This is a genomic window from Bacteroidales bacterium, assembly GCA_023228145.1.
Classification (GTDB): Bacteria; Bacteroidota; Bacteroidia; order Bacteroidales; family CAIWKO01; genus CAIWKO01.
Genome location: JALOBU010000002.1, coordinates 191,388 through 204,606, shown reverse-complemented (window position 1 = coordinate 204,606; position 13,219 = coordinate 191,388). Strand labels below are relative to the sequence as shown.

The 13,219-nt window shown below is 36.4% G+C and carries 11 protein-coding genes; 9 read left to right on the top strand and 2 right to left on the bottom strand.

All coding sequences use genetic code 11. From position 1 onward, the window contains the following. The first annotated feature begins 238 nt into the window (after window positions 1–238). From M0R16_01830 to M0R16_01820, 3 genes are all read left to right on the top strand, one after another. A complete protein-coding gene (locus M0R16_01830) occupies window positions 239–2,908 on the top strand; it encodes a hypothetical protein (protein ID MCK9611621.1) in 2,670 nt (889 codons plus the stop codon). 120 nt (window positions 2,909–3,028) lie between these two features. Then, complete coding sequence (locus M0R16_01825; GenBank protein ID MCK9611620.1) at window positions 3,029–3,757, top strand: hypothetical protein; 729 nt, start codon at window positions 3,029–3,031, stop codon at window positions 3,755–3,757. Window positions 3,758–3,786: 29 nt separating this feature from the next. Next, on the top strand, window positions 3,787–4,584 hold the full coding sequence (locus M0R16_01820; protein MCK9611619.1) for a metallophosphoesterase: 798 nt from the start codon (window positions 3,787–3,789) through the stop codon (window positions 4,582–4,584). A 23-nt stretch (window positions 4,585–4,607) separates the two neighbouring features. On the opposite strand, the gene M0R16_01815 is transcribed toward M0R16_01820, so the two are convergent. Both M0R16_01815 and panB read right to left on the bottom strand, forming a co-directional pair. Beyond that, window positions 4,608–5,288: an RNA pseudouridine synthase gene (locus M0R16_01815; protein ID MCK9611618.1), complete on the bottom strand. Its 681-nt coding sequence runs from the start codon at window positions 5,286–5,288 to the stop codon at window positions 4,608–4,610. Window positions 5,289–5,290: 2 nt separating this feature from the next. Further along, window positions 5,291–6,109, bottom strand: a complete 819-nt coding sequence (gene panB, locus M0R16_01810) for a 3-methyl-2-oxobutanoate hydroxymethyltransferase (GenBank protein ID MCK9611617.1) — start codon at window positions 6,107–6,109, stop codon at window positions 5,291–5,293. A 139-nt stretch (window positions 6,110–6,248) separates the two neighbouring features. On the opposite strand from panB, the gene M0R16_01805 reads away from it, so the two are divergent. The 6 genes from M0R16_01805 (at window position 6,249) to M0R16_01780 (ending at window position 12,943) form a co-directional block, all read left to right on the top strand. Then, window positions 6,249–7,259 carry a hypothetical protein gene (locus tag M0R16_01805; GenBank protein MCK9611616.1) on the top strand — a complete coding sequence of 337 codons (1,011 nt, stop codon included), beginning with the start codon at window positions 6,249–6,251 and terminating at the stop codon, window positions 7,257–7,259. Between the two features lie 86 nt (window positions 7,260–7,345). Continuing rightward, on the top strand, window positions 7,346–7,615 hold the full coding sequence (gene rpsO / locus M0R16_01800; protein ID MCK9611615.1) for a 30S ribosomal protein S15: 270 nt from the start codon (window positions 7,346–7,348) through the stop codon (window positions 7,613–7,615). 87 nt (window positions 7,616–7,702) lie between these two features. Beyond that, on the top strand, window positions 7,703–9,832 hold the full coding sequence (locus tag M0R16_01795; GenBank protein ID MCK9611614.1) for a polyribonucleotide nucleotidyltransferase: 2,130 nt from the start codon (window positions 7,703–7,705) through the stop codon (window positions 9,830–9,832). 147 nt (window positions 9,833–9,979) lie between these two features. Then, window positions 9,980–10,843, top strand: a complete 864-nt coding sequence (locus M0R16_01790) for an RNA polymerase sigma factor RpoD/SigA (protein MCK9611613.1) — start codon at window positions 9,980–9,982, stop codon at window positions 10,841–10,843. A gap of 42 nt (window positions 10,844–10,885) precedes the next feature. Next, entirely contained in the window at window positions 10,886–11,542 is a 657-nt protein-coding gene (gene rpe / locus M0R16_01785) for a ribulose-phosphate 3-epimerase (protein MCK9611612.1), read from the top strand. A gap of 99 nt (window positions 11,543–11,641) precedes the next feature. Then, window positions 11,642–12,943: a gliding motility-associated C-terminal domain-containing protein gene (locus tag M0R16_01780; GenBank protein MCK9611611.1), complete on the top strand. Its 1,302-nt coding sequence runs from the start codon at window positions 11,642–11,644 to the stop codon at window positions 12,941–12,943. Window positions 12,944–13,219: the final 276 nt, after the last annotated feature.

Below are 13,219 nucleotides of genomic sequence, written 5' to 3'. Positions count from 1 at the left end.
ATGACTACAATTACAAAAGACCTCACAAGTCTTTGGGATATAAAACACCGATGATGGTATTAAATGAAAAAAATGTATTTTTGAAACTCTAAGATTGAATGGCCCGAAAAAAAGGGAAGCTTACACTTCGGCTTCGGTGCTTTTCGACAGGAAAGTGCCTCGCAATCCGCACCTAATCATATACGCGGAACGTTTTGAGCAAGCTCAAGTACAATTCTTAAAATTCTAAACTTTTTCAATGAACGATTTCTCAATATATGATTTTAAGGTCAGGGTTAGTTACCCTAATTTTAATACCATAAGGTATTTTCTGCAAAATGATACCAGCAAAGACTTCATAAATAAGGATAATTATCTACCACCTGAGGTTGAGTATCTTGAAGAAAGGACTTCAAAGCCTAAACTAATTATAGCTCATTTTTTTGACTTACCTTTTTTAAGCCGGGATAATACGGAAAAAGCTAAAGAATACTTAGCACATTTAATTAAATCAGAGCAGGGTAACAAAGAGTCAGAACAATATATTGAGCAGCTAAGATTGCGTAATAAAAATGAATTTATTAAGCAATATGGCAATGTTTCTTTTGTTGAAAATGAATATGTTGTGCCATCGTCAACAACCAATAAATACACAGAAGAATACATAAGTCACAAAGGTTCCATTTTGCTTGATTTGATACAAAGGTTATTCCCTGTCCCTGATTTTTGTGTTTTAACCTCAAACGCATTTTTTTCGGATGATAAAGAAAAAAGTATTCACCTCCAAAATGCCATAAACAACCTTGAAAAGATGACAGGAGCCCGCCTGGGAGATAAAACCAACCCCTTGGTGTTTGCCATGCGCTCTGCAACATCATTTTACATCCCCGGTTTTTTGCCTACCTATTTGAATGTGGGTATTAATGATGCTGTGTACGATGCACTCAAAAATAAGTATGGACTTGCTGTTGCAGGGAAAATATATGTCAATAACCTGCAAACTATTTACAAGGCCCTTTTCCCCGAAAAAGCAGGAGATGAACTCTGCAGGCCTGTTTCTCCATATTTTCCGATTAATGAAATTGAGAATAAAGTATACGAGCTGAAAGAAGCCATACAGGCTCATGAAAAAGATATACTTACCGACCCTTTCCGCCAGGTGATGTTTTTTACAGAAAAAACAAATGAGTTTTTCCTTAAAAATCAGGATTTGGCATATACTCTAAGAAAAGGCGAGGTTTCTTATCCTTCAATCATAATGCAGAAAATGGTTTGGACTATCTGCAATGATGAATGTTATCCGGGAGTGTTGTACAGCCGCCATTCACGCACGGGCATGGGTATTCAAATTGAAAGCGTTCGCAATATGTTTGGAGATGATATCATGACCGGAAATGTGGACAGAACCGATACGGAATTTTTCGATAGAGAAGAAATAAGAGAAACATTTCCTGCTGTATATCATTTTGTTCCCTGCCTTTCGAAACAGGAATCATTGCTTGAATCGCCCGTAACCATTGAGTTTGCTGCTGAATCCTATAATGATGTTTATCATTTTGCAGTTTTACAGTTAAACACTGCCGAACTTACAGGGCGCTCCATTCTTTTATCTTCAGTGGATATGTATAAAAAGGGCGTTATTACAGGAGAAAGGGTGTTAAAGCTTGTTCAGCCCTACCACCTGAAACAGATTTTTTCAGAACGTATTGATGACAAATCATTTCGAGAGCTTACTTTTTTTTGCAGGGGCATTTCGGTATTGCCGCGCTCGGCGGTTACGGCGAGAATTTTTTTTTCAGCTACGTCAGCCATGGAAGCCAAAAGAAAAGGAGAAAAAGTATGCCTCTGCAAGGAAACATACATTCCTTCCGACACCATCATTTTAAGCGAACTCGATGCGATTATAAGCTTCACACCTATGGCAGTACATGTGGTAACTTCATGTCTTGGCTACGGCATACCTGCTTTTATCAGCCTGAATAAATATGGCGTTGAAATAAAAAATAATACATTAATCAATAAAGATGGTGTTGTGGTTAAGGAAGGTGATTGGATAACATTGTCGAGCAAACACAAAATGATATTGCTCGGGCAGGCCAGGTATGCTGTTGCAAGGTTCAGAAGTTATCTTGAGGGGAAAAATATTGAATTATTGCCTAAAGAGGAACCTGTTTTTAAAAAAATGAAAGCGGCTTATGATGTTTATAAATCAATAATTATTAAACTAGACTCTGCAGAAATAACATCTTTAACTGACCTGATAAAAATTATCCGTAATGACCTGCGTGATGATACGAAAAAAGCATCGGCACTGGTTTGCAAATGGTTTGATACCAACAAAGAACTTTATTGTGAGCAGATACTGAAAAGTGAATTGGGGACACACCACGACCAGAATTTGATATACAGCCTTTTGACAACCGGGAGGAAAATTGATTTTTTTAAAACAATAATAGAGATATGCATAGCCCGGAATATCAGCGGATACACAGCAGGTTCATTCATGCTGGGTCGCTTTATTTGCTTACAGCACCCGGTTGATTTCTGGAAAAAAATGAATGAAGACGAAATCATTTTTCTGCTAAATGAATACATATTGTTTGAGAAATATATTCAGGTGCTTAATGACCTTGGAGAGAGAAATATCAACAAGGCGAGAAAAAAAATACTTAAAGACGGCATAAGCAGTATAAACCTTTCGTATATAGACCCGAAAGTATTCATTACACTAAAACTTGTTTTTAAAGATTGGGATTTGTTGCAAAAAAAAGCAAATAATGATTTTGACCCGGAAACTTTTGCATTAATTAATTTTTTAATGCAGCCTTTCGGAAACTTATATGATTATAAATCCCCCTGGGCGCTTAATGAACTTAAAAAAGTATGTGAAAAAGAACAAATGCCATTTCCGAAAGAAGATGCTGTTTGATATTTTTAAATCCTTTCACTAAATATTCCCTGAAAGTTTGCGATATTTAAGAATAGCTCTATATTTGATGTGTAAAAAGATAATATCGTAATGCAAATTTTTTAGGCTTCGAATAAGTTTATGAAAAAAATTTCATACAGCATTATTTTATTAGTCGGGTTCCTTTCAGGTTTGAATGTCTGCGCTCAAGTTCATTTTAACATTTACACAGAAGCGGGCAAAAATAATGTGAGCGAGGGTTTTTATATGAAAACTGCAGCTATAGGAACAATCTGGCTTGCAAAAAACCGTATAGAGCTGGGAGGGCAGTTTGATGTTATCAGCCCAAACAATAACAGGAGCCAGGCACTATTAGTGAATTATACAAGAGAGTTTCCACTGAAAAAACTATCTCTTGAACCGCAATGTTTTTTTATGTATAATCATTTTTCTGAAGTATTGTTTGAGACAAACTGGGGTGTTACATTAGGAGCGGGTTTCAGACACTTTTATTTAAAATTAGGGACAAATTTCAGAACTTACGGAATTCCAAAAAATGCAATAAAGAAGTATGATATTACGAACCATGAAAATATTCATGAAAATTTTAACATAATGTATTCAGCAAGCTATTTTGTTAAGCTTCCTGAACACAAATGGAATATTGGAATAACATTAACAAACATTGATAATTTTCTTATAAATCAGGAAACAAACCCTGTGTTTTATTTGCATGGAAAGTATCAAATTAATCAGCTTTTTACAATTTATTCAGAAGCATGGTACAAAAGTGCCGGGGCATTTAATTTAAGCGTAAACCCATTTGGCTTTTTTATCAGAACAGGATTCATATGGAGCATAAAATATTAAAATTTCTATCTGTATTTTGCCTCATTTGTATGAGTGCTTGTGAAAAGATAGATTTGAAAGGCATGTTTGTTTCTTATGAATACGTGAATGAACGTTTTGAGCAATCCATGGAATGGAATACCATACATCCATATAAAGAAATTGCGGTTTCGGAAAATAGTTATAAAGTTTTCGCTATGAGTGATAGCCATATTGGTGGGGTCATTAATTTTAATTTGTTTGTTAATGATGCCTTGAATGCGAATGCTTGTGCACTTATTATGGATGGAGATATAACAACCGGCAGAGATTATGATTATAACACCTTGCAACAAAATATTCCGAAGAGCGATACCATTGCATCTTTTCTGACCGTTGGGAACCATGATTTGTATTTTAACGGATGGAATGAGTTTTTTCCAAGGTTTGGTGCTTCTGTATATTATTTTTCAGTCAGGACCCCGGAAGCAGCTGACTTATATATATCTTTAGACTCCGGAAGCGGTACACTTGGCAGCAAGCAATTGGAATGGCTGAAAAACATTTTGGAAAACGAACGCCCTAAATACCGCCATTGCATAATTTTTACCCATGTTGATTTTTTCCGTTACCGGCATACATCAAGCACAAACCCTGTTGTTGAAGAGTTATATATATTAATGGACCTCTTTGTGAAAAACAACGTAAATATGCTGATAACAGGACATGACCATCAAAAAGACGTTGAAATATTTGGAAATACTGCTTATATCACACTGGACGCGCTGTTAGACGGATATAACCAGGCAGGTTATTTGCAACTGTCTGTTACCAATAATAATGTTGATTATACTTTTGTGAATTTTTAACACATTCTCTATACGAAGAACATTTAAAAAAATTTCCAAACGTCTGAATCGGGAGCTGGCGCAGTAACGACAAGAGATTTTTTATTTATAGGATGAGTAAATTCAACTTCTCGGGCATGGAGGCATATCGAACCATCGGGGTTAGTTCTTGCAAAACCATATTTAATATCTCCTTTCACAGGGCAGCCCAAAGCTGACAGTTGGGCTCTTATCTGATGATGGCGGCCGGTCATAAGGTTAACTTCCAGTAAATAATACTTTTGGCTCGACGCAATTAATTGATAGGATAGTTCTGCTTTTTGTGCGCCATCAACAGAGATATTATACACTATGCTTTTGTTAATTTTTTGGTTTCTAATAATGTACTGTGATAGCAAGGCTTCATCCTGTGGTGGCTTGTTTTTAACAACAGCCCAGTAGGTTTTTTTTATTTCATGTTTTTTTAACATCTCATTGATGCGCACCAATGCTTTGCTGGTCTTGGTAAATATCACAACGCCGCTGACCGGGCGGTCCAGCCGGTGCGCCACTCCGAGGAACGCTTCTCCGGGCTTGACGTATTTTTGTTTTAAGTAATATTTAATATTTATTTCTAATGAGGCATCTCCCGAATTGTCAGGTTGGACAAGCTGCCCTGGTTTTTTGTTTACGATAATAAGATGGTTATCCTCGAAAAGTATCTGTGAAGGGATGTCGGAAACCATGCTTAGTATTGTTCTTTTTCGTTGGGAAATTTCTGTGATTTGACATCGTTAATATAAGCGGTTACAGCGCCTCTGATTTCTTCATTCAGGTTGTGGTACCTGCGTAAAAAACGTGGTGAAAAATCAATGTTAATGCCAAGCATATCGTGTAACACCAACACCTGTCCGTCAACTTCACTGCCTGCGCCAATACCTATAACAGGAGTTTTTACTTCGGCTGTAACCTTTGCAGCAAGATTAGCAGGAATTTTTTCGAGTACGATTCCGAAACAACCTGCATTATCGAGAATATGAGCGTCTTCAATAAGTTTTTGTGCTTCTTTTTCCTCGGTGGCACGTACAACATAAGTCCCAAATTTATGTATGGATTGAGGTGTGAGTCCTAAATGCCCCATTACGGGTATGCCGGCAGACAGAATGCGTTCAACCGATTCAAGTACTTCTTTTCCTCCTTCAAGTTTTACAGCATCGGCCCCTGATTCCTTCATAATGCGAATGGCGGTGGAAAGGGCATTTTTTGAATTCCCCTGATAAGTACCGAAGGGCAGGTCAACAACCACTAATGCACGGTTTACGCCGCGCATAACCGATGTGGCATGATAAATCATTTGGTCGAGAGTGATAGGAAGGGTTGAAGTATGACCTGCCATCACATTTGAAGCCGAATCGCCCACAAGGATAATATCAATACCTGCTGCATCAAGTATTTTGGCAAATGAGTAATCATAAGCTGTGAGCATGGCAATTTTTCTTCCCAGGAGTTTCATCTCCCGAAGCACATGTGTGGTGATTTTATTTATTTTATTTGGTTCGGTAATCATAATATTGTTTTTTCAGGACAAAGGTATAAATTCATATAATAATTTGTGGAATTATCAGTTTTTATTTCATTAATAATTGAGCTGACACAGTAATTATTTTAATTTATTACTTACATTTGCGGAAAATTAATATTCAAATATGCGCAAAGCATTTTTATTGATTATAAGTTTATCATTATTTTTTTGTTATTCGTGCAAAACAGATTTTGATATAAATGCCGAACCCAAAGAAATTACCATTGTTTATGGATTGTTAAATCAGGCAGATACAGCACAATATATTAAAATTACAAAAGCATTTCTTGGAGAAGAAAGTGCAATACTTATGGCTCAGGATCCGACACTTAGTTCCTATGGCGATGATTTAACCGTAAAGGTTGAACAAGTGTCAAACGGTAATGTCATCAGAGCGTATTTTCTTGAGCGCACATGGATACAAAACAAAGATACTGGTATTTTTTATTATCCAACACAGGAAGTTTATAAATTTGTTCCCAATCCTGCCATGAACTCACAGGATTCATTCCGCCTGCATATTCAAAATAACATATCAGGGAATGTGGTTACTTCTGCTACCAACCTGATTTCTGATTTTTCTGTTAGTCAACCGGCATATAACCCCGTTAACCCCCTGATTGGTTTAGTTACCACAGACGGTAGTTATGGAGAATATGAAGCCAAGTGGAAATCTGCAAAAAACGGGCGAATTTTTGAACCCTTAATTAGGTTTCATTTTAAAGAAGTGAATAATAATACCCCGACAGATACTGTATATAAATATATTGACTTGAGGCTAAGTTCTGTTAAATCGGAAAAGCTGACAGGTGGTGAAGACCTTAGTACAACTTACAGAGGAGTTGATTTTTTCAGTAAACTTCAATCTGTTATCCCCGTTGATAATGATATAACGCGTTTTATTGGTAAAATGGACTTTATTATTTCAGTGGGAGGAGATGATCTGAGTATTTACATGGATTTGAATAAACCTTCCACATCCATAATTCAGGAACGTCCGGTTTATACAAATATTTCTAATGGCTTGGGAATTTTTTCCTGCCGTTATATTAAAACAATTTCTTATAATCTACATCATTTAACAAGATACGAACTTATAAACGGGCCTTACACCAGCCAACTGAATTTTCAGTGATTAAAATATAAAATTTTATAAAATTGTTTTTTGTTAAAATATTATTTGTAACTTTGCACTCCATTTTTAATAAATAGCATATCGAAATGTATCTTACAAGCGAAACAAAGAAAAATATTTTTAAGAAACACGGCAAATCGGAGTTTGATACCGGTACGTCTGAAGGGCAGATAGCACTTTTTACAAAAAGAATACAGCACCTTACAGAACATTTAAAAACAAATAAGAAAGATGATTTTACCCGCAGGTCATTGGTATTGCTTGTCGGGAAAAGAAGGCGCCTGCTTGATTATCTGAAAGAAAAAGATATCAGCAGATACAGAAACATCATCAAAGAATTAAAAATCAGGAAGTAAATTTAATCTACCTGTAAAAAAAGGCAATGCGAATTGCCTTTTTTTATTAATAAAGGACATTATTGTTAAATATAATAAATTTTTTTTATGAATTGTATAAATAAATCTTTTGATATTGGGGAAGGCAGAAAAATAAACATTGAAACCGGTAAGCTTGCCAAGCAATCTGACGGCTCTGTTGTTGTAAAAATGGGTGACACTATGTTGCTGGCAACAGTTGTTTCAAAAAAAGAAGCCGCAGAGAATACCGATTTTTTACCTCTATCAGTAGATTACCAGGAAAAATATGCAGCCACAGGGCGTTTTCCGGGAGGTTTTTTTAAACGTGAAGCTCGTCCTTCAGAATATGAAATTCTTGTTTCCAGACTCATCGACAGGGCTTTACGGCCTTTATTCCCCGATGATTATCATGCAGAAACCCAGGTGCTGGTAACTCTGATTTCGGGCGATAAGGAATGTATGCCCGATGCGCTGGCATGTCTGGCAGCATCATCAGCACTTACTATTTCTGATATTCCCTTCAACGGGCCTATCTCTGAGGTCAGGGTTGGAAGAATAAACGGACAAATGGTAATAAACCCCAGCACCAGCCAGATGGCAGATTCAGATATTGATATCATGGTAGCGGCCTCTATGGACAATATTGTTATGGTTGAAGGGGAAATGAAAGAAGTATCTGAAGACGATCTGGTAGAAGCGCTGAAATTTGCTCACGAAACTATTAAAATACAATGCAAAGCACAGCTCGAGCTGGCAGAAATGGTCGAAAAATCAAAGATAAAACGCGAATATTGCCATGAGAAAAATGATGACAATATAAAAAACGGCCTCGCACAATTTGCATATAATAAGGTTTATGAAGTGGCATCCAAAGCTTCTGCAAAGCATGAACGTTCTGAAGCTTTTCAGAAAATTAAAGAAGATTATATTGCTACGCTTCCTGAAGAACAGCGTGATGAATTAATTCCTATGGTTGAAAGGTATTTCTTCCAGGTGGAAAAAGAAGCAGTAAGAAATATGATATTAAATGACAGAAAACGTCTTGACGGCCGAAACCTTGATGAAATAAGGCCTATATGGTGTGAAGTAGATTACTTGCCTGCCGCACACGGTTCCTCAATCTTTACACGCGGGGAAACACAGTCGCTTACAACAGTAACTCTGGGAACTAAGCTCGATGAACAGATTATTGACGGAGTAATATTCGATGGGAAAAATAAGTTCATGTTGCATTATAACTTTCCTCCATTTTCAACAGGAGAAGTTAAAATGTTGAGAGGCACAGGACGTAGAGAAATAGGCCATGGGAATCTTGCTCACAGAGCATTAAAAAACATGATCCCGTGGGGAGAAGAAAATCCTTATACGCTGCGTATTGTTTCGGATATTCTTGAATCAAATGGCTCGTCTTCTATGGCTACTGTTTGTGCCGGAACTATGGCTTTGATGGATGCCGGGGTAAAAATACGTAAACCAGTTTCGGGTATTGCCATGGGATTGATTAGCGAATCAGATGGAAGGTATGCTGTACTTTCGGATATACTTGGCGATGAAGACCATTTGGGAGATATGGATTTTAAAGTTACAGGAACACGTGATGGAATAACTGCATGCCAGATGGATATTAAAATTGAAGGGCTTTCTTATGAAATTTTAAAAGAAGCATTGGCTCAGGCACGCAAAGGCCGGATTCATATTCTTGGTGAAATGGAGAAGGCTATTTCAACACCCAGGGAAGACTATAAGCCTCATGTTCCGCGGATAGTTAAAATGACTATTCCTAAGGAATTTATCGGAGCCGTAATAGGCCCCGGAGGAAAAGTGATACAGGAAATTCAAAGTGTTACAGGCACAACCATCGTAATTGAAGAAGAAGGAGAATTTGGCATTGTGGATATCGTATCCACGAGCAAAGATTCTTCAGAAAAAGCTGTGAACTGGATTAAAAAGATAGTTGCAGTTCCGGAAATAGGAGAAATTTATACAGGGAAAGTGAGAAACATCCAGCCTTTTGGCGCATTTATTGAAATTCTGCCGGGGAAAGACGGATTGTTGCATATTTCGGAAATTGACTGGGCAAGAACAGATGATGTGGAAAAAGTATTGAAAATTGGCGATGAAGTTCAGGTAAAACTAATCGATGTTGATAAAAAAACAGGGAAGCTGAAATTGTCAAGAAAGGTGTTATTGCCTAAACCCGACGGCAAAACGAAATAAGTAACCTAAGCAACCTTTCAAAAATAATAGCTGTCTTATTAAAAATTCTTGATGAATTTTTTATACTAAAACAAATTGTTTCTATCAACAGTTCGTTATTAGTAGATGTTTAAAAGCTTTAAGTAATAATTACTATAAGCGTGTAAAATGAGACAACTTAAAATAGCAAAACAGGTTACCAACCGCGAAGAAGCTTCTCTCGATAGGTATCTTCAGGAAATAAGTAAGGTGGATTTGATTACCGCCGAAGAAGAAGTAGTGTTGGCACAGCGTATCAGGCTGGGTGATCAAAAAGCTTTACATAAATTAACAAAAGCAAATCTTCGTTTTGTTGTTTCTGTGGCAAAACAATACCAAAATCAGGGGTTGGGTCTTCCTGACCTTATTAACGAAGGCAATGTTGGGTTGATAAAAGCAGCACAGCGTTTTGACGAAACAAAAGGGTTTAAATTTATATCTTATGCGGTATGGTGGATTCGACAAGCTATACTTCAGGCTATTGCAGAACAATCAAGGATAGTACGTTTGCCCTTGAACAAGATTGGAACCTTGAACAGGATAAATAAAACATACAATGCTTTTGAACAGTTGCACCAGCGGGAGCCTAATGCGGATGAGATTGCTGAGATACTGAATCTTTCTGAAACAGAAATAAAAGATTCTTTAAAGAATGCCGGAAAACATTTGTCAATGGATGCTCCAATTGCCCCGGATGAAGATACTACTTTGACAGATATGCTTAAAAGCGATGAAATGTTTGACCCGGAAACAAAATTGTTGCTTGATTCATTACGAAAAGAAATTGAAAGAGCATTTACAACATTAACACCAAGGGAAGCGGATATTCTTCGATTTACTTATGGACTGAACGATTCTTTACCTTTAACTCTGGATGAAATAGCAGTTAAATTTGACCTCACACGAGAACGCGTCAGACAAATACGAGAAAAGGCGATACGCAGGTTGAAAATTACATCGCGAAGTAAAAACCTGAAATTTTACCTTGGCTAGTCAAACCTTTATTATATTTGTGCAAAATAATTTGCATAAAATATGAGCCATTTAATTTCCCCTTCAATACTTTCTGCTGATTTTGGCTATCTTAGAGAACAAATTGAAATCATTAACGGAAGTGAAGCCGATTTTATCCATATAGATGTTATGGATGGTGTTTTTGTGCCTAATATTTCGTTTGGATTTACTGTCCTTGATTCTTTAAAAGGTTACATTGGTAAGCCCTTTGATATTCATCTAATGATTATGGACCCCGATAGGTACATTGCCCGTTTTGCGGAATATAAACCAGCATATTTGACTATACATTTCGAATCAGCCGTTCATCTTCACCGTTCCATTGATTATATCCAATCATTTAATATTAAAGCAGGCCTTGCCATTAATCCCCATACTACAGTTAACATGCTTGCTGAAATCATTCAAAAACTTGATTTACTGCTTATAATGTCTGTTAACCCCGGTTTTGGCGGGCAGAAGTTTATTATGCAAACTTTAGCAAAGATTGAAAAAGCAAAAAAACTGATTACAGATATGAAATCTGATTGTAAAATACAGGTTGACGGAGGCATCGATATAAATAATATAAAAAATGTTGTAAAAGCCGGCGCTGATATTGTTGTAGCTGGAAATGCAATTTTCAAAAGTGATGATATCACCAAGGCTGTTGAACAACTTAAGAATGTTAATATTTAGTACATTCAGAATTGCTGTTAGAAAAATTATGAATTTTTTTATAAACAACAAATATTTTAGGTAAATTTGCGTATGTATTTATATAGTCAGATTTAAGTGATGAAAAAACACATTTTTATATGGTTATTTTGCATGTTTGTGTGTTATTTCTGTTTATATAATACAACTTTTTCCCAGACCTTGGTTAACAACGGTGGCAACATTGTGATAAGAGAAGGTGCGTACCTTGTTATTGGAGGAGATTACATTAATAAAAGTTATGGCGCCATCGACGGGAAAATAAATCTTGATGGTAATATTATTTTAAAACGAAATTGGGTTAATCTTGCCAACAATGAGGTTCTGGTTTCTATTGGTGCTGGGACAGTTGGTCATGTTATTCTGAATGGAACTTCCAAGCAATATATTGAGGGAACAAATCCTACTATCTTTGAAAATCTTATTTTGGATAATTATAAGAAAATATTAAAAGTTGCTGATTGTAAAATCAACGACACACTTACCGTTAATGCTCAATTATTGCTGAATGCAAACAACATAAGGATTTTAAATCGGTTTCCTTCAGCTATACAGTATAAAAGCGGATGCATTATTAGTGAAACTAATACAAATGAAGGACTCGGGCTTGTGGATTGGTATATTGGTTCTGAAGTAAATGGCTATACAGTGCCTTTTGGTAGTGGCTTTGATAATACTGCCGACCTGGAAGTTACTGTGGTTACAAAAACTGCAGCCTCTCCCGATAATGGAATGATACGTTTTGGAACATATCCAACACCATGTCAGAATGTGCCGTTCCCTCCGGGAGTGAATGAATTGGACAGGAGTTATGAATATATTGCCGACAGGTTTTGGTATATTAACCCTGTTTATTATCAAACAAAACCTGATGTGGGAATAATTTTAAAATACACTCCACAGGACATTAATGAGAGTTGTAACGCAGGTATTGTTGAAATAGAAATGAAAGCAATCAGGCACAACACACTGCAACATACATGGAGCGATATGTCCCCGCGCGGTAATATAAATACAGATGAGCATAAAGTTTATATTGACAGTATTTCAGCGGACGATTTTTACGCTCCCTGGTGTCTGGTTGAGGAAGTTGTTAATTGGGAAATTTATTTTCCTAGCGCTTTTACACCTAATGGTGATGGGTTGAATGAATTTTTTGTCCCCATAGGTATGAATCTTGATAAACTTAAATTAAATATGTTTATATATAACCGATGGGGGAATCTTGTATATATAATGGATGATATAAACAAACCATGGGATGGAAGAACCGGGAATTCAGATAAAATATGTCCGGAAGGAGTTTATGCATGGATATTATTTTTAACCGATAAAGAAGGGATGGAGTATAATTATAAAGGAGTAGTAACATTAATACAGTAAATTAACAGGTTATGAGATTAAATAATAAACTTATTTTAGCAGTATTTATTCTGATTTTTTTTGTTAAATATGCAATTGCTCAAAATAATGTTGGAATAAATGCCACTGGGGCCAATCCTCATCCGTCGGCAGCCCTTGATGTGGACGCTTTGGATAAAGGGGTTCTTATTCCCCGGCTTACAACAGCCATGAGGTTAGCTATTCCAAATCCTGCTAATGGGTTGTTAGTTTATGATACGGATTTAAGATGTGTTTTTTATTATGATTTATTTGCAG

What these genes read in the sequence shown, in the direction of transcription:
- M0R16_01820 (MCK9611619.1), top strand. Translation starts at nt 3,787, where the DNA reads ATGAGTGCTTGTGAAAAGATAGATTTGAAAGGCATGTTTGTTTCTTAT.
- M0R16_01790 (MCK9611613.1), top strand. Translation starts at nt 9,980, where the DNA reads ATGAGACAACTTAAAATAGCAAAACAGGTTACCAACCGCGAAGAAGCT.
- rpe (MCK9611612.1), top strand. Translation starts at nt 10,886, where the DNA reads ATGAGCCATTTAATTTCCCCTTCAATACTTTCTGCTGATTTTGGCTAT.
- M0R16_01830 (MCK9611621.1), top strand. Translation starts at nt 239, where the DNA reads ATGAACGATTTCTCAATATATGATTTTAAGGTCAGGGTTAGTTACCCT.
- M0R16_01780 (MCK9611611.1), top strand. Translation starts at nt 11,642, where the DNA reads ATGAAAAAACACATTTTTATATGGTTATTTTGCATGTTTGTGTGTTAT.
- M0R16_01805 (MCK9611616.1), top strand. Translation starts at nt 6,249, where the DNA reads ATGCGCAAAGCATTTTTATTGATTATAAGTTTATCATTATTTTTTTGT.
- M0R16_01795 (MCK9611614.1), top strand. Translation starts at nt 7,703, where the DNA reads ATGAATTGTATAAATAAATCTTTTGATATTGGGGAAGGCAGAAAAATA.
- rpsO (MCK9611615.1), top strand. Translation starts at nt 7,346, where the DNA reads ATGTATCTTACAAGCGAAACAAAGAAAAATATTTTTAAGAAACACGGC.
- panB (MCK9611617.1), bottom strand. Translation starts at nt 6,109, where the DNA reads ATGATTACCGAACCAAATAAAATAAATAAAATCACCACACATGTGCTT.
- M0R16_01825 (MCK9611620.1), top strand. Translation starts at nt 3,029, where the DNA reads ATGAAAAAAATTTCATACAGCATTATTTTATTAGTCGGGTTCCTTTCA.
- M0R16_01815 (MCK9611618.1), bottom strand. Translation starts at nt 5,288, where the DNA reads ATGGTTTCCGACATCCCTTCACAGATACTTTTCGAGGATAACCATCTT.